We start from the raw sequence: 24,003 nt of genomic DNA, 5'->3' as shown, positions 1-24,003 counted from the left end.
GCCATGCCGCTGCACCTGACCAAGGTCGCCTATGGCGCGCAATCGCTCGACGAGCTGCACGGCTGGTTCCGCCAGCGCGGTGCCGAGGCCCGGCTGACCACCCGCTATCTGCCCAAGCGGCACGCGGAAATCGTGCCTGGCGGCTCGCTGTTCTGGATCTACAAGCACCAGCTGGTCGCGCGCAGCGAGATCCTGCGCTTCGAGGAGGCCGAGGGCGGCAAGACCCACATCGTCATTTCGACCCGGCTGATCGACGTCCACCCCGCGCCCAAGCGCGCGCATCAGGGCTGGCGCTATCTTGATGACAAGGACGCCCCGCGCGATCTGGCCGCGGGCGAGGATCCGGGCGAGGTCATGCCCGGCAAGCTGGCGGCCGACCTGGCCCGGCTCGGGCTGGTCTGACCGCCCCGGTCAGAACGGCCCGCCATCCAGCACCCGGCGGGCGGTTTCCGCGATCATGTCGGCAATGATCCGGTAACTGTCGGTATAGGCCGCGCCCCGCCGCCAGACCGCAGCGATAGACCGGCTGGCCGACCAGTCGGGCAGCTCCAGCCGCTTGACCATGTCCTCGCCGCCGGCTTCCGAGCGCAGGTACAGTTCCGGCAGGACCGCGAAGCCCAGCCCCGAACCGCACATCTGGCGCAGCGCATCCAGGCTGGTGCCGTGGTAATCCTCAAGCAGCCGTGCCCCGAGCTCGTCGCAAATCTCGTGCGATTGCCGGTGCGCGTGGTGCCGGCTGTCGAGGCTGAGGAACCCCGCCCCCGCCAGGTCCGCCTGCCGCGCCGTGGCCGCCAGCGCGACCGGGTGATCGGGCGGGCTGACGATGTGCAGCGGCTCGCGGAACAGGGGTTCGATGTGCAGGTCGCTGCCACCAATCGGGAGCGGCGCAAGGATCATGTCCAGCTCGCCCCGCGCCAGCTCCTGGGCCTGCTCGTCGGGAATGCCTTCGCGCACGTAAAGCCGCATGTCGGGATAGCTGCGGTGCAGCGCCGCGACGATGCCCGGCATCAGGTACGGCCCCAGCGTAGGCGTGACGCCGAAGCGGATCGTCCCGCCCATGCCCGCCTGGGCGCGGCGGGCCATGTCCTCGATGTCCTGCACTTCCAGCAGCAGGCGGCGCGCGCGGGCCACCACTTCGCGCCCCACCGGGGTCAGCTGGACCGGGCTGGCCCCGCGTTCGACCAGCGTCACCCCCAGCCGCGCTTCTAGCGCGCGCAGCTGCTGGCTGAGCGTCGGCTGCGAGACATGCACCGCATCGGCCGCGCGGCGAAAATTGCGGCAATCGGCCAGGGCGACGAGATAGCTGAACTGACGAAGCGTACTCATGATAGCTTCAGACTATCAAATACCGTCTGGTAAATCAATTTGAGCAATCATGCGGTTTCGCGCATCTGGGCCCCACACGGAGGCACCCGATGATCATTTCATCCCACGCAGTTTCTGCTCAACCATCCTGAAGGCAGTCCGGCATCCCTTTCGCGCAGGTCGGTCCCTCTGCCTCCTGACCTGATCCTGCGCCGGGGCGGCGCATCGCCCCCTTTCCCTGCGCCGCCCCGCCCTTTTTGCCTTCACGCAAGCAAGCATGGATAACCCCTGATGACCGAATTCCTGGTTGCATCATTCCTTGGCACGCCGGTCTGGTTCTGGCTGGCCTTCCTGGCGATCGTCATCGCCCTGACCGCCTTCGACCTGGGCCTCCTCCACAAGGAGGACCGGGTCATGGGCATTGCCGAATCGCTCAAGCTGTCGGCGTTCTACATCTCGATCGCGCTGGCCTTCGGCGCCTGGGTCTGGCTCGAAAAGGGCGGGGACCTGGGGATGAAGTACTTTACCGGGTTCTTCATTGAAAAGGCGCTGTCGATCGACAACATCTTCGTGATCAGCCTGATCTTCAGCTATTTCGCCATTCCCGCGCGGTTCCAGTACCGGGCGCTGCTGTGGGGCATCATCGGCGTAATCGTGCTACGCGGGCTGATGATCGCGGGCGGCGCGGCGCTGGTCAGCCAGGCTTACTGGGTGCTCTACATCTTCGCCGCGTTCCTGATCGTCACCGGGATCAAGATGTTCTTCGCCGGCGATTCCGAACCGGACCTGGCGAACAACTTCGCGATCCGCTGGATCTCGCGCCACATGCGGGTGACCAAGGACCTGCACGACCAGCACTTCTTCGTGAAGGTGCGGGACGAGCGCACCGGCAAGCTGGTGCGCGCCGCAACGCCGCTGTTCCTGGCGCTGGTGGTGATCAACCTGGCGGACCTGGTCTTCGCGGTGGATTCGGTCCCGGCGATCTTCGCGATCACCACGGATACCTTCATCGTCTACACCTCGAACATCATGGCGGTGCTGGGCCTGCGCGCGCTGTATTTCGCGCTGTCGGCGATGATCGACCGGTTCCACTACCTCAAGTACGCGCTGGCCGCAGTGCTGGTGTTCATCGGCTCGAAGATCTTCGTCTCCGACTTCCTGCTGGGCGGCGACAAGTTCCCGCCCGTCGCCAGCCTGGCGGTGACCTTCGGCCTGATCGGCGCGGGGATCGGCTGGTCGCTGTGGAAGACCCGCGACAGCGAGAGCGCGGCCCGTTAGCCGCCGGCGGGATCGGGCATGGTCATGCCCCGATCCCGCGGGCCACCACGCGGCGCAGGGCGTTGGCGTAGACTTCCGGCTCCTGCGCCCCGGGGATCAGGAACTTGCCGTTGACGATCATCGCCGGGACCCCGGTGATGTTCATGTCCCACGCCGCCGCCTGCTCGCGCCGGACGATCAGGCCCAATGCCTCGTCGTCGAGCGCGGCGCGGGCGCCGGCCGGGTTCAGCCCTTCGGCCGCCGCCAGTTCGACCAGCACATCGGGATCGGACACGTCGCGGCGCTGCTGGAAATGGGCATCGAACAGCGCCAGCTTGAGCCGGGTCTGCACCGCCGGTCCGCCCTCGATCAGCGCCCATTTCAGCAGCTTGTGCGCGGCAAAGGTGTTCCGCATCATCGCCTTGGGCGGCTCGCCCGCGCCGGTATAGGCGAACGAATAGCCCGCCCGCTCGCCAATGTTCAGCAACTGCGCGCGGTTGGCCTCGGCCTGTTCGGGGGTGCGGCCATACTTGCGGGCGATGTGTTCGGACTGCCCCTCGCCCTCGGGCGGCATGTCGGGATTGAGCTCGAACGGCAGCCAGCGCACTTCGGCCTCGATCTCGCCGTCGAGCTGGGCCAGCCCCTTGCGCAGCTGGCTGTAGCCGATGATGCACCACGGGCACATCACGTCCGAATAGATGTCGATCGTGACCCTGGCGGGCGCGCTCATCGGTTGAGCCACCAGTTGAGCAGGTGATGCGCGATCGCCTGCGGCGGCGGGGCAATGAACGGGGCGGCGTCATCCCCGCGCATCGCAGCGGCGACTTCATCGCGGGTGAACCAGCCGGCCTCGTCCAGCTCGGTCCGGTCGATCTCCAGCTCGTCGCTCAGCGCATGGGCGTGGCAGCCGATCATCAGGCTGCTGGGGAACGGCCAGGGCTGGCTGGCGATGTAGGTGACATCACGCACCCGCACCCCCGCTTCCTCAAGCACCTCGCGCGCGACCGCTTCCTCGATGCTTTCGCCCGGTTCGACAAAGCCCGCGAGTGCCGAGAGGCGGCGCGGGGGAAAGCGCGGCTGGCGGCCCAGCAGCAGCCGGCCATCGTGTTCGACCAGCATGATCGTGACCGGATCGACGCGGGGGAAATGTTCCGCCTTGCACACATCGTTGGTGCAGTTGCGCTGCCAGCCGCCCTTGGCCAGCACGGTCGGGCAGCCGCAGCGCGCGCAGTAGCGGTGGCGGGCGTGCCAATCGACCACCGCGCGGGCGGTGCCATAGGTCGCCAGTTCCTCAAGCGGCAGGGCCGACATCGCCGCCCACAGCCGCGGATTGGCGGGCGCGACCGAGCCGATCAGGCTGTTCGCCACTTCGGCGAAGCAGGCCTTGCCGTCGAGCAGGCCGAGGAACACCAGTTCGCTGTCGGGCGCGGCATCGGCCAGGGTGCCCCAGGCCAGCAGGCCGTCGCTGGTGATCACCGGGTCCAGCCCGTCCAGCCGCAGCAGGCGCGCGCGCCAGTCCATCGCGGCGTTCAGCCGGTCGGCATCGGCCCGGATATGATCGGCCCGGTCCAGGTTCGATCCGGCAAAGGCAATCTGCATCTGTTCAGTCCCGTTATTTCGGATTGTGGCCCATCGCGGTCAGGTCGGCCCCGACAGCTTGCGGAAATTCCTTGAGGATCGGCAGCTGTTCCTGCGGCATGTACTGCACGAACAGGCTGGTGCGCAGGCCAAGCCCGGTATGGGCAAAGCCGACCGTGCCGGCCGCGCCCGACCAGCCCCACAGCCCGGTGTCCTTGCCCGCGCCAACCACGGCCCCGGCGCCAAAGCGGTTGCCGGCCACGAAAGTCCCGGTCAGGTCCGCCTCGGGCGGCAGCAGGTCGGACGTGGCCAGGCGCACCGCCGCTTCGTTGACGATCCGCTTGCCCCCCAGCATGCCCCCGCCCAGAATCAGCATCAGGAAGCGGTCATAGTCGGCCGGGCTGCTGACCAGCCCCGACCCGCCGAACGCAAACGGCGGCGGCTGATCGTAGATCGAACTGCCCGGCCGGTCGATCGGCACCGGGATTCCGCTCAGCAACACGTAATTGGTGGTCAGGCGCGGATTGGCGCTGCCCGGCACCTGGAAGAAGCTGCTGTTCATGCCCGCCGGGCCGAACAGCCGTTCGCGCAGGAACACGTCCAGCCCGCTGACCCCGGCGGCGCGCGCGATGACGATGCCCAGCACGTCCAGCCCCATCGAATAGCGCCACTTCGTGCCTGGCTGGGCGACCAGCGGGACCAGCGCCGCGCGGCGCAGGAATTCATCCGGGCCGGGCGTGGGCGGGCCATCGTTGACCCCCGGCAGGCGGCGGCGCGAGACCAGCCCGGGGTTGACCCCCAGCCGCTTCAATTCGTCCCCCACCTTGTTGCGACCGACCACCGCATAGCCCAGCCCGCTGGTGTGGGTCAGCAAGTGGCGAATGGTGATCAACCGGTCGGTCGGCTGCGCGGCCAGACTTTTGGCCGGGTCGATCGCGACCTGCATTTTCGCGAATTCCGGGGCGAAATCGGCCAGCGGCTGGTCCAGCCCCAGCTTGCCTTCGTCGATCAGCATCGCCGCCGCCAGGCCAGTGACCGGCTTGGTCATCGAATAGCAGCGATAGAGGCTGCCCGGCCCGCCCGGGTCCCGGTCGTCAAACCCTTCGCGGCCGCGCGCGATGTATTGCGGGGCGGCCTGTTGCCAGCCCAGCGCGGCGATCATCCCCGCCACCTTGCGTGCCCCGACATAGCGGTCGATCAGCGAAGTGACGTTCGGCCAGGCCGCTCCCGGCTGGGCCGCCAGCAAGCGCCCCGGCAGCGCGCCGGAAAACAGCGCTCCCGCGCCCACCGCGCCCATGCCGCGCAGCAGAGCGCGGCGCGTCACATCGGCTTGCCGCAAGTCGTTCAACCGCTCTCTCCCGTCTCGTCCCGCTGCGCCAGGGCCAGGCCAGCCGCCTTGGCGAACAAGGTGGGCAACCCGGCCTGGTCCAGCCGGGCGATGTCCCACCATTCGCCGTCATTGGGCGCGAACCTAGCCAAATCGCTTCCCGAATAAAGCATCAATTGCAAATCGAGATCGAAATGGGTGAAGCCATGCCGCACCGTGCCGAGGTGTTGCCACGGCCCGTCCAGCGGCGGCAGCTCTGCCCCATCGCCGCGCGCGCTCCAGCCGTCATCCGGCAAGGCCAGCATCCCGCCCAGCATCCCCCGGCCCGCGCGCCGCACCAGCCAGACCTGCCCGGCGCGCTCGATCCAGAAGGCCTGCCCCCGGCGCTGCGGCTTGGCCTTCTTCGGCGGCTTGACCGGAAAGCGTTCCGCCCCCACCCGGCGCCCGGCGCACCACTGCGCCAGCGGGCACAGCAGGCAGCGAGGCGCGCGCGAGGTGCAGACCGTGGCTCCCAGGTCCATCATCGCCTGGGCGAAATCGCCCGCGCGGCGCGGCGGGGTCAGCTCCTCGGCGCGGGCGCGGATCGGCTTGCGCGCGGCGGGCAGCGGCTCCTCGATCGCATGGAGCCGGGCAACGACCCGCTCGACATTGGCATCGACTACCGTTGCCGCCCGGTCAAAGGCGATCGCGGCGACCGCGGCAGCGGTATAGGCCCCCAGCCCCGGCAGCTCGCGCAGGGCCGCCTCGGTATCGGGAAAGGTTCCGCCGCGCGCCGCCACGGCCCGCGCACAAGCGATCAGGTTGCGGGCGCGGGCGTAATAGCCAAGGCCCGCCCAGGCCGCCATTACCTCGCCCTCGTCCGCCGCCGCCAGCGCCTCGACTGTGGGCCAGGCGCGGGTGAACTTGTCGAAATAGGGCCCGACCGCCGCCACCGTGGTCTGCTGCAGCATCACTTCCGAGAGCCACACCCGATAGGGATCGGGCGGCGGCGCACCCGGCGCGCTGCGCCACGGCAGAACGCGGGCATGGGCATCGTACCAGTCCAGCAGGGCGGCACTGATCGTCTGGGTGCTGGCATCCATCGCCGTGCTATGGCAAAGCCTGCGCTGCAATGGAACGGGCCGCATGACCAGCAACGGGGACAAGCCAGCCGCGCCGCGCCGGTTCGAACGGCCGCGGGGTCTGGGCGCGCGCCCGATCAGCGAATTGATGCCCGAAGTGGGGCGCACCGCGTTCCGCCGGTTCGGCTTCATCCAGTCCAGCGTGGTGACCCGCTGGCCGGAAATCGTCGGCCCGGCCCACGCCCGCGTCTGCGCGCCCGAGGCGATCCGCTTCCCCCCCGGCGAAAAGACCGACGGGATCCTGCAACTGGTGGTGGTGCCGGCGCATGCCCCGCTGATCCAGCACGTCGTGCCGGAAATCATGGAGCGGGTGAACCGCTTCTTCGGCTACAAGGCCGTGGCCAAGGTCAAGCTCCGGCAAGGCGAGGTTAAGCCGCCCCCGGCCACCAAGCCCGCCGCGCCGCCCAGCCTGCGCCCGATCCCGCTGGAACTGGGCGACAGCCTGCGCGACATCGGCGACCCGGAACTGCGCGCCGTGCTGGAATCACTGGCCCGCAGCCTGGGCGAGAACGAAGGAACCGAGACGAAGTGAAAGCCGCGTTGAAACTGCTGGCCGTGGGCATGGCCGCGCTCGGCTCGATCGGTGCGGCCGCGCCGGTGCAGAACTGGAACGTGGTGGTGGCCCGCACCGCCTGGCCCAGCCACGTGTTCGGCAACCCCGCCGCGCCGGTCAAGCTGGTAGAATATGTCAGCTATACCTGCCCGCACTGCGCCGAATTCCAGATCGAAAGCGAAGCCCCGCTGCGGCTGAACTATATCCGTTCGGGCAAGCTTTCGCTCGAAGTGCGGCCGATGCTGCGCGATGCGGTGGATGGCACGGTGGCGCTGCTGGCCTATTGCGGTCCGAAGGACAAGTTCGCGATCAACCATTCGATGTTCCTGCGCAGCCAGTCGAAATGGATCACGCCGATGATCACCGCCAATGCGGCGCAGCGCGCGCGCTGGTCCACCGGCACCCGGCTGCAGCGCGCGCGGGCGATCGCCACCGATTTCCATTTCTACGAAATCATGGCCACGCGCGGCTATACCCGCACCATGGTGGACCAGTGCCTGGCCGACGAAGCCCTGGCCGAGCGCATGGCCAAGGCCAGCGATGCCGCCGTCGAAGCGGGGGTGGACCATACCCCCAGCTTTGCGATCAACGGCCAGCTGCTGGTCGGCACGGATGAGTGGAGCGTGCTGCAGGCCCAGCTCGCCGCGCGGATGTAGCGTGGAGCGGCGGCTGGCCCTGCTGGTACTGGCTACCGGAGCGCTGGCCCTGGGCGGCGCCAGGCCGCCCGCCCGGCCTCAACCCCAGCCCCAGCGCGCGGCCCCGCCCCCGGTGCAATGGGACAAGCAGGTTACCGTAACCCCCGAAGGCAACCACATCCTGGGCAACCCCAATGCCCCGATCCGGCTGGTCGAATATGTCAGCTATTCCTGCCCGCACTGCGGCATCTTCGAAATGCAGGGCGGCGCGGAACTGGTGCGCGATTTCATCCGCCCCGGCACGGCCAGCTTCGAAGTGCGCCCGTTCCTGCGCAACGAGCTGGACAAGGCGGTATCGCTGCTCGCCACTTGCGGCGCGCCCAAGCGCTTTTTCGAACGCAACGCGGCGCTGCTCGGCCATCAGCACCTGTGGCTGCGCAACCCCACCCTGGCCCAGGCCCGGCGCTGGGACGATCCCGATCACCTGACCCGGATGCATGCCATGGCCGATGATCTGGCGCTCTATCGGTTCATGGAGCCGCTGGGGCTGAGCCCGCGCCAGCTCGACGCCTGCCTGGCGGACGAAGACCGGGCGGAACGCCTCCAGCGCCAGACCGACGAGGCGATGGAGCGGCTGGGTGTAACCGGCACGCCCGCGTTCCTGCTCAACGGCGCGCAGACGCCTGAAAACACCTGGCCGGGCCTGCGTCCGCGCTTGCAGGCGTTGCTTGGCGGCTTTACCTGATTCTCTTGTGGAGAAGCCTGTGCGCGGTGCAAAATCGCGCCTTTGACACCCCCCGCCGGTCGGCTAGCCTGCCCGGCCCATTTGACGAGGAATCCTGACGAGATGACCGCCCCCATGTTGCGCCGTTTTGCCTTCGCTGCCGCCCTGGCTCCGCTCGCGCTGGGCCTGGCCGCCTGCAGCAAGAGCGAGGACGGCGGCTCGGCCGCGCTGTCCGGCGCCCCGATTGCCAAGGTCGCCCCGCCCGCCGGCAAATCCTGGGCCGAAGTCACGACCGTGACCCCCGAAGGCGGCTACCAGATCGGCAATCCCGACGCGCCGATCAAGGTGCTGGAATTCGGCGCGCTGTCGTGCTCGCACTGCGCGGAATTTTCGGAAGCGGCCAGCGCCGAGCTGCGCGACAATTTCGTCAGCACCGGCCGGGTCAGCTATGAGCTGCGCCTGGTGATGAACAACGCGCTCGACATTCCCGCCGCGCTGCTCGCCACCTGCGGCGCGCCCGAGGCGGTGGTTCCGCTGGCCGACCAGTTCTGGGCCTGGCAGACGACCATGTTCGACAACCTGAAGAACGCCGGCGATGCCAAGATGCAGGGGCTCAGCGCCCTGCCCGATGCCCAGCGCCCCGCCGCGCTGGCCCAGCTGGCCGGGATGGACCAGTTCTTCGCTGCGCGCGGCGTTGCAGCCGACCAGGGCAAGGCCTGCCTGACCAATCAGGCCAAGACCGAAGGCCTCGTCAAGGCGAGCGATGGCTGGCTCAAGTCCTATGACGTGCAGGGCACCCCAACCTTCTTCGTCAACGGCAAGAAGGCCGACTACAACACCTGGCAGCCGATGAAGGCCGAGCTCGAACGGCTCGGCGCGCGCTGATCCGGGGCTGACGGGGGGCAGGCACCGGACCGATGCGCATCAGGCGGCTCAAGCTCAGCGGTTTCAAGAGCTTCGTCGAGCCTGCCGAACTGCGCATCGAACCGGGGCTGACCGGGGTGGTCGGCCCCAACGGCTGCGGCAAGTCCAACCTGCTTGAAGCGATCCGCTGGGTCATGGGCGAAAGCTCGGCCAAGTCGATGCGCGGCGGCGGGATGGAAGACGTGATCTTCGCCGGCACCGCCCAGCGCCCGCCGCGCGATTTCGCCGAAGTGGTGCTGGTGGCTGACACCGCCAGTGCCGAGGAACTGGAAGTCGTCCGCCGGATCGAGCGCGGGGCCGGCAGCGCTTACCGCGTCAACGGCCGCGACGTGCGGGCCAAGGACGTGGCGCTGGTCTTTGCCGATGCGGCGACCGGCGCGCACAGCCCGGCGCTGGTCAGCCAGGGCCGGATCGCGGCGGTAATCGCGGCCAAGCCCGCCGAACGGCGGATGATGCTGGAGGAAGCGGCGGGGATCGCCGGCCTCCACGTGCGGCGCAAGGACGCCGAACAGAAACTGCGCGCGACCGAGGCGAACCTGGCGCGGCTGGAAGACCTGATGGGCCAGCTCGACCAGCAGATCGGCGCGCTGCGGCGGCAGGCGCGGGCGGCGGAACGCTACAAGGCGCTGTCCGACCGAATCCGGGTCGCCGAAGCGCGGCTGATTTTTGCCCGCTGGCGCGATGCCGCCGCCGCTGCGGAAGCGGCGCGGGCCGAGGCGCAGGCGGCCGAAGCGCGGGTTTCCGCCGCGCAAGGGGAGATGCAGGCCGCCCAGCAGGCCCAGCACGCCGCCGCGCAGGCCCTGGCCGAGGCGCGCGACGAACAGGCCGACCGGCGCGATGATGCCACCGCGCATGGTCACCGCATGGCCCAGCTGACCAGCCAGCTCGAAGCGGCCGAGGAGCGGCTCAAAGACCTTGAGCGGCAGCACAAACGGCTTGAGGAAGACCGAGGCGATGCCGACCGGCTGACCCGCGATGCCGCCGAGGCGCTCGCCCGGCTGGAGCGGGAACTGAGCGAGGGCGAAGCGGCCCTGACCGCCGACGAACGCCGCCGCCCGGTCCTGGCCGCCGCGCTCGACGATGCCGACCGCAGTCTGCGCCAGGCCGAACTCGCCCATGCCAAGGCCACCGCCGATCAGGCCGGGGTCGAGGCCGAGTGGCGCGTCGCCGATGCCGAGCTCGCCGCCGCCCAGCAGCGTCTGGCCCGGCTCGATGCCGACCAGCGCCGCCAGAACGAGCTGCGCGACAGCCTGGCGCGGGAGGGCGATCCCGATGCTGCCCTGGCCCAGGCCGAACAGGCCCGCGCGGCGGCCAGCGCCGCCCTTGCCGATTCCCGCGCCGCACTGGAAGCCCAGCAGGCCCGCCGGGCCGAATTGCAGGCTGCGCGCGACGGGGCTGCCTCGGCGCTGGCCGCCGCCCGCGCCGAACTGGCCGGGGTGGAGCGCGAGTACACCGCCTTGCTGCGCGACCGCGAGGCGCGGGCGAAACAGGCCAATGCCAAGCATGGCTTGCCCGTGGCGCTCGACCGGGTGCGCGCCGCGCCGGGCTATGAACGCGCGCTGGCTGCCGTGCTGGGCCGCGATGCCAAGGCCCCGCTGGGCCAGGCCCCGGCGGACGAGGACGGGCGCTTCTGGACCGGCGCCGATGCGCCGGCGCCAGTGCCCGGCAGCCTGGCCGCCCATGTCACCCAGTGCCCACCCGAGCTGGCCGCACGGCTCGCGCTGGTCCATGTCGCCGATACCGACGATGGCCGCGCGCTGGCGCCCGGCGAATGGCTGGTGACCCGGGCCGGGCGGATCCGCCGCTGGGACGGCTTCGTCTCGCGCGGGGAAGGCGCGGCGGAAGCGGCCCGGCTTGAAGCGGAAAACCGCTTTGCCGCGCTGGAAACGGAATTGCCGCCCCTGCGCGAGGCCGCCGCCAGCGCCGAAGCCGCGCAGGCCGCCGTCCAGGCCGAACTGGCCGAAGTGCAGACCGGTGCCATCGCTGCCGAGCGCGCCGTCGCCCAGGCGTCCGATGCCGAGCGGCAGGCCCTGCGGGCAGTCGACCAGGCCGAAGCCGCCAAGGCCCGGCTGGAAGCGCGCCGGGCGGAACTCGCCGCCGCCGCCAGCGACCTCGCCGAACAGCGCAAGCTGGCCGAGGGCGAGATCGCGGCGGCCGAAGCCCGCCGCGCCGCCCTGCCCGACATGGCCGCTGGCCGCGCGCAGCTTGCCGCCGCGCAGGCGCGCCACGATGCCGCCCGCCACGCGCTGCAAGCCGCCACCGCCGGCCTTGCCGCGCACGATCAGGCCCTGGCCGTCGCGCGCGAGCGGACCAACAGCCAGCGCGCCGACATCAAATCGTGGCAGGCCCGCGCCGGCGATGCCGCCAACCGGCTGGCGCAGATGACCCGCCGGTTCGAGGAGATCGAGCAGGAACGCGCGGTCGTCGCCGCCAAGCCGCCCAGCCTGATCCGCGAGATCGAGGCGGGCGAGGCCGTGCGCAGCCGCATCGCCGCCGAACTGGCCGCCGCCGAAGCCGCGGTGAACACGGCGGCCGAGTCTGCGCGCGCCGCCGACACCCGCTTTGCCCAGGCCAACGAGGCACTGGCCAGCGCCCGCGAGCTGCGCGCCGGGGCAGTCGCCCGGGCCGAGAACGAAGAAGGCCGCCGCGCCGAAATGGCCGGGATTTCGGGCGAACGCTTCCAGTGTCCGCCGCCGCTGCTGCCCGAACGCTTCGCCTTCGTCTCGACCGAGGTTGGCCCCGCCCCGCAGGAAAGCGCCGAGCACGACAAGCTGGTCGCCGACCGCGAACGGATCGGCCCGGTCAACCTGGTTGCCGCCGACGAGCTGGTCGAGGCCGAGCAGCGCCACGGCGCAAGTCTCGCCGAACAGGCCGAACTGACCGAGGCGGTCCACCGCCTGCGCGGCTCGATCGGCAATCTCAACCGCGAAGGACGCGAACGGCTGCGCGCCGCATTCGAAGCGGTCGACCAGCATTTCCGCCGCCTGTTCACCCGCCTGTTCGAAGGCGGGCAGGCGCACCTGGCGCTGGTCGACAGCGACGATCCGCTGGAAGCCGGGCTGGAAATCTATGCCCAGCCGCCGGGCAAGCGGCTGCAATCGCTGACCCTGCTATCGGGCGGTGAACAGGCGCTGACCGCGGTCGCGCTGATCTTTGCGCTGTTCCTGACCAACCCGGCGCCGATCTGCGTGCTCGACGAAGTCGATGCGCCATTGGACGATGCCAACATCGAACGCTTCTGCGACCTGCTGGAGGCGATGACCAAGGAAACCGACACCCGCTACCTGATCGTCACGCACAACGCGGTGACGATGAGCCGGATGCACCGCCTGTTTGGCGTGACCATGGTCGAACGCGGGGTGTCGCGGCTGGTCAGCGTCGATCTGGAAGCGGCGGAGCAATTGCTCGCCGCCGAATAGGTCAGGCCAGCACCAGGCGCGGGCCGGTGGCGTTGCCGGCGGCCAGCCGGTCCCCCTTGTTGTGCAGCCGGCAGCGATCGAGGCTGAGACAGCCGCAGCCGATGCATTCGTCCAGCTTGACCCGCGCCAGGGTGAGCAGGCGGATCTTTTCGTCGATCGCGCTGCGCATCGAGCGGCTGAGCTTTTGCCAGTCCGACAGAGTCGGGGCGCGGCCCTGCGGCAGCCTGGCCAGTTCGGCCTCGATCTCGGCCAGGCCCAGCCCCAGCTTCTGCGCGATCAGGATGAAGCTGAGCCGACGGATGTCCGCGCGCAGGAACCGGCGCTGGTTGCCGCTGGTCCGCGTTGGGCGGATCAGGCCGCGATCCTCGTAGAACCGGATCGCCGAAACGGCCAGGCCGGTGCGCCGCGCCAGTTCGCCAATCGGCAGCAAATCGTCGCTTTTCACGCCATGCTCCAACCGCCAGGAATCGAGTTCAAGTTTACTTGAGGTTTTCCCGAGGTAAAGCGACTTGTCGAATTCGTTCATCATGGCATTGAAATATCGTCACTCTTTTCCAACCCCTGATCAACGCCGATCAATTGCTTTGACCTTGCCAGGTTTGCGGCAGACAAGGGCGCGATGAGCGAGACGCTGACTTCCGAGCAGGTTGCAGCCTATTTTGCGCGGATCGGCTATGCCGAAACCGCCCGGGCCGACCTGCCGACCCTGATCGCGCTGCACCGCGCGCACGCCATGACGATCCCGTTCGAGAACCTGGCCGTGCAGCTGGGCACGCCGCCGGGACTGGCGCCGCAGCACGCCTTTGCCAAGCTGGTCGAAGCGCGGCGCGGCGGGTGGTGTTATGAACAGAACGGCCTGCTGGGCGCGGTGCTGACCGCGCTGGGCTTTACCGTGACGCGGCTGGCCGGGGCGGTGCTGCGCGATGAGCGCGGAGACGCCGCGCTGGGCTCGCACCTGTGCCTCAAAGTCTCGCTGGAGCAGGACTGGCTGGTCGATGTCGGGTTTGGCACTGCGCTGGTGGAGCCGCTGCCGCTGGGGCCGGGCGAATGGGCCAATGCACCTGTCCCCGCCAGCCTGGCGCGCACCGGGGACGATCATTGGCGGCTGGCGATCCGGCTTGGCCCCAGCCCGATGTATTACGATTTCCGTGATGCTCCCGCCGACGAAGCCCTGCTGCAGCGACTGTGCGACTGGCAGGGCCGCGACGAGGCCAGCGTGTTCGTGCAGAACCTGGTGGTTCAAGGCCGCGCGCCGGGCGAACACCGGATGCTGCGCGGGCGGGTGTTCACCCGCACCGGCGCGCATGGGGCGGAGCAGCGCGTGCTGGACAGCGCGGCCGAACTGCTGGACGTGCTGGGCGGCGAATTCAGCCTGGACGAGCCAGCCGCCGCCGACCTGTGGGACCCGATCTGCGCCCGCCACGCCGCGCTGTTCGGTTAGGCCGCGTCGACATATCCCGGCCTGGAGCTGGGGCGGCGGACTGGCATTCGCCCCCATCGCCTTCCTCCTTGCCGTCACCCCGGGCTTGACCCGGGGTCCAGCTTCCCTTCCTGCCCCACGAAGAATAGCAGGCCCCCGGGTCAAGCCCGGGGTGACGAGGATTTGAGGAGACCGCCTGAGCTTCTGACCCTAGAACAAGGGCTCCTGCCGGGGCACCGTGCCGCCGCCGACCCAGCGGTCGCGGGTGCGTTCGACCGTCAGTTCGCCCGGCCAGGTGCGGCATAGGGCAAAGGCTTCGTCCGCGCTGCCTTCGGTCCATTGCGCGCGCTGTTCGGGGCGCAGCAGCACGGGCATCCGGTCATGCACTTCGGCCATCTGGGGCGCGCTGTCGACCATCACCAGGCTGTAGCAATCGCCCCATTCCGCGGTTGGCCGCCACAGCGCGGCAATGGCCAGCACCTCGCTGTCAGGCAGGCCATACCAGGTGCGGGTCATCTGCCCGCTCGCCCCTTCGGGTTCGGCCCACTGGCTGGCGGGCACCAGGCAGCGGCGGTGGGTAAAGCTGTCGCGCCAAAAGGCGGTGTGCAGCTTGTCCTCGCGCGCGTTGGTGACGGGCTTGGGCTTCAGCTTCTGGCCGTGCCGTCCGGTCAGCACCAGCGGAAAGCCCCAGGTCATCGCCCGCGCCCGCCCGCCTTCGACCACAAGGCCAGTGTAACCGGGATAGACCTCGGCCACGAAGTTCGCGCCGCGATCGGCTTCCACGGCAAACAGTTTCGCCACCTCGTCTACCGTCTTGGTCATGCGGTAGAGGTTGCACATCAGGCATTCCCCACCACCCAGCAGGCCAGGGCCAGCAGCAGCCCCAGCGTGCGGTTGGATCGGAACCGGGTGAGCGCGTTGTCGCCATCATCCGGCGCGAAAGTCAGCGCCTGCCAGGCGAGGTGCGCGGCGGCCGGCAGCAGGGCCAGCAGCGCCACCCAATCGGGCCGCAGCAGCCACACCGCCAGCGCCCAGCACAGCGCCGCCCCGGCATAGAACGCGGCGACCCCGGCGCGCACGTGGCGGCCCAGGGTCAGCGCCGAACTGCCGATCCCGACCATCGCGTCATCCTCGCGGTCCTGGCAGGCGTAGATCGTGTCATAGCCGATGCACCACAGCACCGCCCCGGCATAGAGCGCGGCGAGCACGTCCAGTCCGTCGCTGCGCAGCGCCGCCCAACCGACCGGCACGCCCCAGGTGAAGACCAGCCCCAGCCAGGCCTGCGGAAAGCCGGTAATCCGCTTCATGAACGGATAGGCCGCGACCAGCGCCAGACTGCCCAGCGCCACGGCCTGTGCCTGCCAGCGCAGTTGCAGCAGCACGACCAGGCCAACCAGGCACAGCAGGCCCAGCCAGGCCCAGGCCGCGCGCTTGCTCACCGCGCCGCTCGCCACCGGGCGGGCCATGGTGCGGGCCACCTGCCGGTCGATGTCGGCATCGACGATGTCGTTATAGACGCAGCCCGCCCCGCGCATCGCCACGCTGCCCAGCAGCAGCCAGCCGAGCAAGGCCCACTGCCCCTCCCCGCCCGCCAGCAGCACGCCCCAGGCGCAGGGCCAGAACAGCAGCCACCAGCCGATCGGCCGGTCGAACCGGGCGAGCAGGGCATAGTTGCGCAGCGGCTGCGGCAGGCGCGCGACCAGGCCCTTGTGTTCGCTGTCGGGGACAATCTCGGCGGTCATGTTCGCTCTCTAGCCTGCCCGGCGAAATGCGCTAGAGGAAGGCCATGCCTGCCACGCCCGCCTGGCCGCCGAAAAGCGCCCCCCGCCTGTTCGTTCCCGGACCGCTGGCCGTGGCCGACCGGGTGGGGATCGATGGACCGCAGGCGCATTACCTGGCGCGGGTGATGCGCGTTGCCCCCGGCGACGGCGTGATCTTGTGCGACAACCAGACCGGCGAATGGGCCGCGCGGGTGATCGAGGCGGGCAAGCGCGAGGTGGCGCTGGCCGTCGAAACCCTGCTCCGCCCGCGCGAGGGCGTGCCCGATTTCACCTTGTGCGCCGCGCTGCTCAAGAAGGACCGGTTCGACCTGGTGCTGGAGAAGGCCTGCGAGCTGGGCGCGGCGCGGATCCAGCCGGTACTGACCCGGCGCTGCGTGGCCGACAAGCTGAACCTGGAACGCGCCCAAGCAATCCTGATCGAAGCGGCGGAGCAATGCGCCCGCACCGCCCTGCCCGATTTGCTCGCCCCGGTGAAGCTGGACGCGCTGCTGCGCCAGTGGGAACCGGCGCGCGCGCTGTTCTTCGCCGACGAGGCCGGGGGTCACGCCGCCGCCGCCGCATTCGCCGCGCATAATGGCCCCGCCGCGCTGCTGACCGGCCCGGAAGGCGGCTTTGACGAGGCCGAGCGCGCCGCCGTGCGCGCCCTGCCGCAGGCGCGCGGCATTTCGCTGGGCCCCCGCATCCTGCGCGGCGAGACCGCCGCCATCGCCGGCACCGCGCTGTGGATGGGGACCTGCGGGGATTGGCCGCAGGCTGGCACTGCCTAAGGATATACCCTGATCCCGAAATTTGCGGGGTGCTAGCCAGGATCGCCTAGTCCCGCGGGTATGCACGAGTCGGTCGCCCGCCACAGCCTTGCCACGCGCCTGTTGCACCGGGCGCTGGTGCTGTTCGCGCTGGCGGTGGCCCTTGCACTGTTTCCCATCGCGGCCCGGGCGCAAAGCTGCATTGGCGCCGCCGGCAGCACGGTCGGCACCGCCGCGATCCTGGCCAGCAACGAAATCCAGCTGACTGCCAACACATCCGGCCAGGTCGGCGCCTGGTGGAGCGGCGCACCGATGGATCTGGCGCAGAACGCCGATTTCACCTTCAAGGCCTATCTGGGTGACAGCGACGGCGGGGCCGACGGCATTACCCTGACCTTCCGCAATCCGGCATCGGCCACCCTTGGCGGGGGCGGCAGCAGCCTGGGTTATGGCAACGTCGGAGGCACCGGCGGGATCGGGCAATCGGTGGCGATGGAACTCGACACCTATTCCACCACGGGCGAACCCACTGCCGATCACATGGCGTTCAACGCCAATGGCAACATCGATCACAACCTGGGCGGAGTGGTCAGCCTGCCGAACCTGGAAGACGCCCTGTATCACACGGTCCGCGTGGTCTGGACCGCTTCGTCCAAGAACGCGGCCGTCTATGTCGATGGCACCCTGCGCGCGAGCGGCGCGATCGACATTGCCGCCTACACCGGCACCAGCAAGCCGATCTGGGGCTTTACCGGGGCGACCGGCGGTTCGTTCAACCTGCAAAAGGTGTGCCTGCAATCGGTCCCGCCGCAAGCTGACCTGGCGCTGACCATGTCGATCTCAAGCAGCAGCCCGACCTATGGCACCACGTTCACCTATACCCTCGCGGCCACCAGCGCCGCGTCCTCCAACGCCACCGCCACCGGGGTGACCGTCAGCGACGTGCTGCCCGCCGGGGTAACTTTTGTCAGCGCCGCCGGCAGCGGCACCTATACCAGCGGGACCGGGGTGTGGAGCGTGGGCAGCCTGGCGAGCGGAGCCAGCGCATCGCTGACGATCACCGTCACCGCCAGCGGCGCGGTCGGCACCAGCCTGACCAACAGCGCGCAGATCATCGCCAGTTCGCTGCCCGATCCCGATTCCACCGTGAACAACGGCGTGGCCGCCGAGGACGATTACGCCAGCCGCACGGCCTCCATCGGCGCCAACACCATCAATTGCCCGAGTGGATCGAGCGCGACCGGATCGGGCTTTGCCAGCAGCGGCAGTAGCAGCAAGGTGGGCCAGGTGTTCTGGCTCGACTGGTCCTGCACCGGCACCAGCCAGTTCAACGCCGGGGCAATCGTCAACAAGACCTGGACCGCCGGCGACGGGCTGACCATCACCGGGCAGATCACCGGCATCACCCAGGCGCTTCGGCCCTACACGCCCGGCGAATGGAGCGGCGACACGCTGCAAGTGCTGCACGCCGGGCTGGGCCAGATCGGGCTGCGCAACCAGGTTGACGGGCAGGACCCGCAATACACCATGGCCCTTTCGGCCACGCTGAACGGCAGCCCCGCCAGCCTGCGCTACGTGGTGGGCGATGCCGAGGATTCGGGCGGTGTCGCCACCAACGAATCGATCGGCGTCACCACCAACGGGTCGGCCTGGCAGGCGTTAGAAAGCCTTGGTTCGATCACGGTGAGCAATACGGGTTCGGCCATGACGATCTACGATCCGGCCAGCGGCGGGGGCGGCACCGCAGTGCTGGAAACCACCGCCAGCAACCTCTCGCTGGCACTGACGACCTATTCCAGCGGCGGCACGGCAGCGGCCTTTGGCTTCCATGCGCCCTACGATTTCAGCGACGCGCCGCTGACCGGCACCAGCTATGGCGCGGCCAATCATCGCACCCTGCCGGGGCTGCGCATGGGCGCTGCCGTGACCAGCGAGGCCAGCGCCTATGACAGCGCCAACGCCGCGGCCGATGCCGACGACGGCGCGACCATTCCCACCCTGATCCGCAGCCAGGCCAGCACGGTCAACATCGCGGTCAGCGGTCCGGGCAAGCTCAGCCTGTGGTTCGATCGCAACGGCGACGGCGACTTTGCCGATACCAACGAAGCGGTGATCACCGATGCCGTCGATGGCGGCAGCGGCGATAGCGACGGCGCGGTCAACGGGGTGATCGCCCTGGTGCTGACCCCGACGGCCAACACCACGCTCAACCCCACCATCGCCCGCCTGCGATTTTCATCGAACAGCGGCGCGGCAAGCAGCGGCTTTTCCGGCTATGGCGAGGTCGAGGATTACCAGGTTACCGTGATCTATCCCAACCTGACCGTGACCAAGACCAGCGCACTGGTCAGCGATCCGGTGAACGGCACCACCAATCCCAAGGCGATCCCCGGCGCGGTAATGCGCTACTGCGTCACGCTCAGCAACGGCGGCAACACTTCGGCCAGTTCGATCAGCCTGTCCGACGCCCTGCCCGCCACGCTAACCTATGTCGCGGGCACCTTGCGCTCGGGCACCGGCTGCGCCGCGCTGGCGACCGTGGAAGACGACAACAACACCGGGGCCGACGATACCGACGGCTTCGCCGCCGCCGTTGCAGGCACGACCATCAGCGCGCAGGTCACCGCGCTCGCCGCCGCGGCCACGGCCGCGCTCGGCTATGACGTGACGGTCCGCTGATCGCTGCCGAAGCGAGTCGCGGCACCAAGAAATTATTGCTGGCGCTTCGCTGCCCGCGCACTTATCCCCGCGCCATGAGCACCAGACAGGTTTCAGATAGCAACGATCCGGTGATCGAAAGCCGCGATCAATTGCTGGCCCCGATGATCAAGGGCGAAAAGCCGCGTGACCGCTGGCGGATCGGCACCGAACACGAAAAGCTGGTGTTCAAGCGCAGCGACCACCGCGCCCCCAGCTATGACGAACCTGGCGGCATCCGCGACCTGCTGCTGGCGCTGAAGGACTTCGGCTGGGAAGAAGTGATCGAGGGCGGCAACGTCATCGCCATGGCCGGCAGCGACGGCACGGTCAGCCTTGAGCCGGCCGGACAGCTTGAACTGTCGGGCGCCCCGCTCGAAAACCTGCACCAGACCTGTGACGAAACCGGCCGCCACCTGGATCAGGTGAAGGCAATCGGGGAACGCACCGGCACGGCCTTCCTGGGCCTCGGCATGTGGCCCGACAAGGCGCGTGAAGACCTGCCGATCATGCCCAAGGGGCGCTATGCGATCATGCTGCGGCACATGCCGCGCGTCGGCAATCTCGGCCTCGACATGATGCTGCGGACCTGCACGATTCAGGTCAACCTCGACTATGGCAGCGAGGCGGACATGGTGCAGAAGTTCCGCACCAGCCTGGCGCTGCAACCGCTGGCCACAGCGCTGTTCGCCAATTCGCCGTTCACCGATGGCAAGCCCAACGGCTTCCTGTCCTACCGCAGCCACATCTGGACCGATACCGACCCGCACCGTACCGGCATGCTGGGCTTCGTGTTCGAAGATGGCTTCGGCTATGATCGCTACGTCGAATACATGCTCGACGTGCCGATGTATTTCGTCTTCCGCGACGGCAAATACATCGATGCCGCCGGGCAAAGTTTCCGCGACTTCCTGAAGGGCGAGCTGCCCGCACTGCCCGGCGAACTGCCGACCGAAAGCGACTGGATCGACCACCTGTCCACCGCCTTCCCCGAAGTGCGGCTGAAAAGCTTCCTCGAAATGCGCGGCGCCGATGGCGGGCCGTGGAACCGGATCTGCGCGCTGCCCGCCTTCTGGGTGGGCCTGCTCTACGATCAGGGCGCGCTCGACGCGGCGTGGGATCTGGTCAAGCACTGGGACATGGAAGGGCGCGAGGCATTGCGCGCCGCCGTGCCGAAGCTGGGGCTGGACGCGCCGATCCCGGGCGGCGGGACGCTGCGCGACATTGCTCCGCGCGTGCTCGACATCGCCCGCGCCGGCCTTTCGGCCCGCGCCGAGCTCAACAACATTGGCGACAACGAAACCGGCTTCCTCGCCCCGCTCGACGAGATCGTGCGCAGCGGCAAGGTTCCGGCGCAGGTCCTGCTCGACAAGTATCACGGCGAATGGGGCGGCGATCTGTCCCGCGTTTACGAGGAGGCGTTCTGATGCCCGTGGCCGTGATCGGCCAGTTCCGCATGCCGCCGGAAAGCATAGCGGCCGCCCGCCCGCTGATGGCCAAGGTGATGCTGGCGACCCGCGCCGAAGACGGCTGCATCGAATACAACTATGCCGAAGACGTGCTCGACCCCGGCCTGATCCGGGTGAGCGAGGTGTGGGCCAGCCGCGAACAACTGGCCGCCCATCTCAAGACCCCGCACATGGCCGTCTGGGGCGAGGAACGCGCTGCCATGGGCCTGACGGGGCGCAAGATCACCGTTTACGAAGTGACCGGCGCGGCAGAGCTTTAAGCCCGTCCAGCGCGCAGGCTTACCCGCGCCGCCGGTGCAGCACCTGGCCCAGCCGGTGCAGCGGGGCGGTGATCGCGCCGTGCTGCTCCATCCAGTGGTAATAGGCGCGGTATTTCGGGTCTTCGCCCAGCAGATGCTTTTCCTCGGTCCGGGCGCGCCAGTAATAGACCGCGCTGACGCAGCCCAGGAAGAACGTGTTGCGGATAGCGTCCGCCATTGATCCGCTGGTCACCAGGAACGGCAGCGTCGCCAGCCACCAGAACGCGTTCTTGGACAGATAGGCCGGATGCCGGGTATAGGCATAGGGCCCGACCGTGATCACCCCGCGATAGGTCAGGTTGGAAAAGCGGATCCCGAACACCACCGTCGCCCAGGCATAGATCCCGGTCAGCGCAACCAGCAGCGCCGCCCAGATCCACAGCAGCGGGGCATTGCCGGCAAACCAGAAGGCCCAGTCGCGCGTGTTGATGTCATACTGCAGCGGCCCGCCGCCCTGCATCACCTGGAACGGGGGATAGCACATCAGCGCCGCGACCCAGCCCGCCAGATAGGGATTGGCCGAGCGGATCTGCGCGTCGAGCGGCTTCATCGTCAGGATATAGCCAACCGTGCCGATCTGTTCGTCGAACACGAACATCATGGTGATCAGCAGCCCGGCCAGCAGCACCGGATCGTGCAGGAATTCGCTCCAGTTCCGGCCCACTAGATCGGCGAACCCGCCGGGGACAATGGCGATCATGAACGCGGTGAAGAACCCCTTCACCGCCCAGGCGCGCAAGTGGATGCGGACCTTGTCCGGGTCATAGGCCTCGCGCCCGACCAGCATCGCGCCGAAGTGCCAGCTGGAGTCCTTGGGTTCCACCAGCACCCGGTCAAGCCACAGCACATAAGGCACCGACAGGAAGAACACCGGCACCATCACCGTACCCAGCACCCGCATCGAGATCGCGTAGAAGTCGTTCCAGTACCACCGCCCCAGCGCATAGAGGCAGCCGATCAGCGCCCAGGTGGCCCACAGCCCGGCCAGCTTGGTGATCGAAATGTCGACCACGTCGCCCAGCGGGCGCTTCAGCGACCAGTCGATCCCGGTTGACGGGCGCAGGTGGACCTTGTCGACCAGCACCGACCACAGCACCATCGGCAGCGCGGCGGCAACCAGCCCCATCAGCGCCGCGTTCGGCCCGGTCAGCCGCCCGCGCGCGGGATCAAGCCCCAGCAGCGGCGCGACCTCGGGGTAGAAGTGGCAAAACAGGATCCAGCCGCACAGCCCCAGCGCTCCGACCAGCCCCACGGCGGACGAGACATCGCTGGACGGACGCGGCGGCACGGCGTGGGCAGGCACGGTCATGCCACCCGGTTAGCAGGGATTGGTTAAAGCGCGCGTAACGCAGGTGGGTTGTGCCCTTCGCTTCCGCGAAGGGCTTCGCAACACCAATCCCTTACCGGAACGCGCTGATCCGGCCGCCGTCATCCAGGATATAGAGCGTTCCGCCCGCCACGATCGGGGCGAGCGAGACCGCTTCCTTGAGATCGGTGAACGGCACGGGCGAACCGTCCGCGACCGAGGCCGAAAAGACCTGTCCGTTGGAATTGACGAACCACAGCCGGTCACCGGCCAGCACCGGGCCGGTCCAGAAGATCGGGTTCTTCTTCTTCTTCTCGTTCTCGAACCGGGCCAGTTGCTGCATCCAGCGCACCTTGCCGGTGGCGCGGGCGATCGCCAGCAGCTTGCCATCGTCGGTCAGGGTAAAGATCCAGTCCCCCGCCACCGCCGGGGTCGAAATCCCCGCGAGGTTGAGCTCCCAGATGCGCTGCCCGGTGACCAGCTCGTAAGCGGCCATGCGCCCGCCCTGGCCCAGCGCATAGACCCGGCCGCGATCGATGATCGGATCGGCGTCGATGTCGGTCAGCACGCCGACCGAGGTGGAGAGCGAAGTGCGCGCCAGCGCGTCGTTCCACAGCTGGCGGCCGTTTTCATAGCGGTAGGCGATCAACTCGCCGGTCGAATAACCGGAAATCACCGTGCCCTGCCCGGCGGCGGGCGCAGCCACGCCGAACACCCCGGTCTGCCCGGTTGAGGCGGTTTCGTTCCACAGCGGCGCGCCGTCTTCGGCATTCAGCGACCACAGCTGGTTGTCCATGGTCATCACGAAGACCGAATTGTAGGCGATCGTCGGCGAACCGCGCAGCGGCCCGGCGGGCTTGACCTTCCAGATCACGTTGCCGGTCTTGGCATCAAGCGCGGCAACCTCGCCCATGCCGGTGGTCACATAGAGCCGGCCATTGTCATAGCTCGCGCCGCCGCCATAGACCGAATTGGCGCCATCGCCCTTGATCTGGAAACCCGCGCTCCAGCGCTGGGCGCCGGTCTGCGCATCGAACGCGCGGACCACGCCGGCGGTATCCATCGCAAAAAGCTGCCCGCCACCGACCACCGGGGCCGCGGCGAGGCGCTGCTTCTTGTCCGAACCCGCAATCTTCGCGGTCCAGGCGCGCTGCGGCGCGGCGGCCAGCGCCAGGTTGCCATAGCTCTTGTTGGCGGTGCCGCCGGCCTGGGCCCAATCGGTGTTGGCCACTGCCGGCGGCACGATGACCGACAGGGCGGCCAGCGCCGGATCGACCTTGGCCCCGGTATCGACCCGCGACAGGATCGGGATGCGGTTGCCCACGGTCGGCGTGGTCGGCTTGCCCTTGCCGCCGAACGCGCCGCAACCGGACAGCGCCAGCGCCAGCACCACGGCCAGCGAACCTGCGCCGATCCGGCGGGAATTGGTGTTGGAATGCATC

The 24,003-nt window shown here is 68.9% G+C and carries 22 protein-coding genes; 12 read left to right on the top strand and 10 right to left on the bottom strand.

Annotated elements, in window-relative coordinates; genetic code table 11:
• The first annotated feature begins 3 nt into the window (after positions 1-3).
• Positions 4-402, top strand: a complete 399-nt coding sequence (locus ACE3N9_RS07160) for a DUF1489 family protein (protein ID WP_374282296.1) — start codon at positions 4-6, stop codon at positions 400-402.
• A gap of 9 nt (positions 403-411) precedes the next feature.
• On the opposite strand, the gene ACE3N9_RS07155 is transcribed toward ACE3N9_RS07160, so the two are convergent.
• Positions 412-1,326 (bottom strand): hydrogen peroxide-inducible genes activator, encoded by a 915-nt coding sequence (locus tag ACE3N9_RS07155; protein ID WP_374282294.1) that lies wholly within the window; start codon positions 1,324-1,326, stop codon positions 412-414.
• Between the two features lie 270 nt (positions 1,327-1,596).
• On the opposite strand from ACE3N9_RS07155, the gene ACE3N9_RS07150 reads away from it, so the two are divergent.
• Positions 1,597-2,583 carry a TerC family protein gene (locus ACE3N9_RS07150; RefSeq protein ID WP_374282292.1) on the top strand — a complete coding sequence of 329 codons (987 nt, stop codon included), beginning with the start codon at positions 1,597-1,599 and terminating at the stop codon, positions 2,581-2,583.
• 22 nt (positions 2,584-2,605) lie between these two features.
• Here ACE3N9_RS07150 and ACE3N9_RS07145 read toward each other — a convergent pair whose 3' ends face one another.
• The 4 genes from ACE3N9_RS07145 to ACE3N9_RS07130 are packed head-to-tail and all read right to left on the bottom strand — an operon-like array spanning position 2,606 to position 6,549.
• Positions 2,606-3,292: a DsbA family oxidoreductase gene (locus tag ACE3N9_RS07145; RefSeq protein ID WP_374282290.1), complete on the bottom strand. Its 687-nt coding sequence runs from the start codon at positions 3,290-3,292 to the stop codon at positions 2,606-2,608.
• Positions 3,289-4,161, bottom strand: coding sequence for an NAD(+) diphosphatase (gene nudC / locus ACE3N9_RS07140; RefSeq protein ID WP_374282288.1), 873 nt, complete (start codon positions 4,159-4,161; stop codon positions 3,289-3,291). Before nudC ends, ACE3N9_RS07145 begins: the two co-directional genes overlap by 4 nt.
• Before the next feature lie 13 nt (positions 4,162-4,174).
• The gene (locus tag ACE3N9_RS07135; protein ID WP_374282286.1) at positions 4,175-5,488 is read right to left on the bottom strand and encodes a serine hydrolase domain-containing protein; all 1,314 of its coding nucleotides are present in this window, start codon (positions 5,486-5,488) and stop codon (positions 4,175-4,177) included.
• Positions 5,485-6,549 carry an A/G-specific adenine glycosylase gene (locus ACE3N9_RS07130; RefSeq protein WP_374282284.1) on the bottom strand — a complete coding sequence of 355 codons (1,065 nt, stop codon included), beginning with the start codon at positions 6,547-6,549 and terminating at the stop codon, positions 5,485-5,487. The genes ACE3N9_RS07135 and ACE3N9_RS07130 overlap by 4 nt, the downstream gene beginning before the upstream one ends.
• A gap of 43 nt (positions 6,550-6,592) precedes the next feature.
• On the opposite strand from ACE3N9_RS07130, the gene ACE3N9_RS07125 reads away from it, so the two are divergent.
• The 5 genes from ACE3N9_RS07125 (at position 6,593) to ACE3N9_RS07105 (ending at position 12,843) form a co-directional block, all read left to right on the top strand.
• Positions 6,593-7,120 carry a DUF721 domain-containing protein gene (locus ACE3N9_RS07125; RefSeq protein WP_374282282.1) on the top strand — a complete coding sequence of 176 codons (528 nt, stop codon included), beginning with the start codon at positions 6,593-6,595 and terminating at the stop codon, positions 7,118-7,120.
• Positions 7,117-7,797, top strand: coding sequence for a thioredoxin domain-containing protein (locus ACE3N9_RS07120; RefSeq protein WP_374282280.1), 681 nt, complete (start codon positions 7,117-7,119; stop codon positions 7,795-7,797). The genes ACE3N9_RS07125 and ACE3N9_RS07120 overlap by 4 nt, the downstream gene beginning before the upstream one ends.
• A 1-nt stretch (position 7,798) precedes the next feature.
• Positions 7,799-8,521 (top strand): DsbA family protein, encoded by a 723-nt coding sequence (locus tag ACE3N9_RS07115; protein WP_374282278.1) that lies wholly within the window; start codon positions 7,799-7,801, stop codon positions 8,519-8,521.
• 102 nt (positions 8,522-8,623) lie between these two features.
• Complete coding sequence (locus ACE3N9_RS07110) at positions 8,624-9,385, top strand: thioredoxin domain-containing protein (RefSeq protein ID WP_374282276.1); 762 nt, start codon at positions 8,624-8,626, stop codon at positions 9,383-9,385.
• A 32-nt stretch (positions 9,386-9,417) separates the two neighbouring features.
• Positions 9,418-12,843 carry a chromosome segregation SMC family protein gene (locus ACE3N9_RS07105; RefSeq protein ID WP_374282274.1) on the top strand — a complete coding sequence of 1,142 codons (3,426 nt, stop codon included), beginning with the start codon at positions 9,418-9,420 and terminating at the stop codon, positions 12,841-12,843.
• Position 12,844: 1 nt separating this feature from the next.
• On the opposite strand, the gene soxR is transcribed toward ACE3N9_RS07105, so the two are convergent.
• Positions 12,845-13,288 (bottom strand): redox-sensitive transcriptional activator SoxR, encoded by a 444-nt coding sequence (gene soxR / locus ACE3N9_RS07100; protein ID WP_374282353.1) that lies wholly within the window; start codon positions 13,286-13,288, stop codon positions 12,845-12,847.
• Positions 13,289-13,462: 174 nt separating this feature from the next.
• Here soxR and ACE3N9_RS07095 point away from each other — a divergent pair, with 174 nt between their 5' ends.
• Positions 13,463-14,284: an arylamine N-acetyltransferase gene (locus tag ACE3N9_RS07095; RefSeq protein WP_374282273.1), complete on the top strand. Its 822-nt coding sequence runs from the start codon at positions 13,463-13,465 to the stop codon at positions 14,282-14,284.
• A gap of 189 nt (positions 14,285-14,473) precedes the next feature.
• On the opposite strand, the gene ACE3N9_RS07090 is transcribed toward ACE3N9_RS07095, so the two are convergent.
• The gene (locus ACE3N9_RS07090; protein WP_374282271.1) at positions 14,474-15,103 is read right to left on the bottom strand and encodes an SOS response-associated peptidase; all 630 of its coding nucleotides are present in this window, start codon (positions 15,101-15,103) and stop codon (positions 14,474-14,476) included.
• Complete coding sequence (gene ubiA, locus ACE3N9_RS07085; protein ID WP_374282269.1) at positions 15,103-16,005, bottom strand: 4-hydroxybenzoate octaprenyltransferase; 903 nt, start codon at positions 16,003-16,005, stop codon at positions 15,103-15,105. The genes ACE3N9_RS07090 and ubiA overlap by 1 nt, the downstream gene beginning before the upstream one ends.
• A 44-nt stretch (positions 16,006-16,049) precedes the next feature.
• Here ubiA and ACE3N9_RS07080 point away from each other — a divergent pair, with 44 nt between their 5' ends.
• From ACE3N9_RS07080 to ACE3N9_RS07065, 4 genes are all read left to right on the top strand, one after another.
• A complete protein-coding gene (locus tag ACE3N9_RS07080; protein ID WP_374282267.1) occupies positions 16,050-16,811 on the top strand; it encodes a 16S rRNA (uracil(1498)-N(3))-methyltransferase in 762 nt (253 codons plus the stop codon).
• 60 nt (positions 16,812-16,871) lie between these two features.
• Positions 16,872-19,469, top strand: a complete 2,598-nt coding sequence (locus tag ACE3N9_RS07075; protein WP_374282265.1) for a CshA/CshB family fibrillar adhesin-related protein — start codon at positions 16,872-16,874, stop codon at positions 19,467-19,469.
• 74 nt (positions 19,470-19,543) lie between these two features.
• Positions 19,544-20,914 (top strand): glutamate--cysteine ligase, encoded by a 1,371-nt coding sequence (locus tag ACE3N9_RS07070; protein WP_374282263.1) that lies wholly within the window; start codon positions 19,544-19,546, stop codon positions 20,912-20,914.
• On the top strand, positions 20,914-21,216 hold the full coding sequence (locus tag ACE3N9_RS07065; RefSeq protein ID WP_374282261.1) for a putative quinol monooxygenase: 303 nt from the start codon (positions 20,914-20,916) through the stop codon (positions 21,214-21,216). The genes ACE3N9_RS07070 and ACE3N9_RS07065 overlap by 1 nt, the downstream gene beginning before the upstream one ends.
• 19 nt (positions 21,217-21,235) lie before the next feature.
• Here the strand turns inward: ACE3N9_RS07065 and ACE3N9_RS07060 are convergent, their stop codons facing one another.
• Both ACE3N9_RS07060 and ACE3N9_RS07055 read right to left on the bottom strand, forming a co-directional pair.
• Positions 21,236-22,564, bottom strand: coding sequence for an isoprenylcysteine carboxylmethyltransferase family protein (locus ACE3N9_RS07060; protein ID WP_374282259.1), 1,329 nt, complete (start codon positions 22,562-22,564; stop codon positions 21,236-21,238).
• A gap of 91 nt (positions 22,565-22,655) precedes the next feature.
• Positions 22,656-24,002 (bottom strand): PQQ-binding-like beta-propeller repeat protein, encoded by a 1,347-nt coding sequence (locus tag ACE3N9_RS07055; RefSeq protein ID WP_374282257.1) that lies wholly within the window; start codon positions 24,000-24,002, stop codon positions 22,656-22,658.
• Position 24,003 lies beyond the last annotated feature (1 nt).

The organism is Novosphingobium sp., assembly GCF_041905565.1.
In the GTDB taxonomy this organism is placed as follows: Bacteria; Pseudomonadota; Alphaproteobacteria; order Sphingomonadales; family Sphingomonadaceae; genus Novosphingobium.
This window is presented reverse-complemented; position numbering and strand designations above follow the sequence as displayed.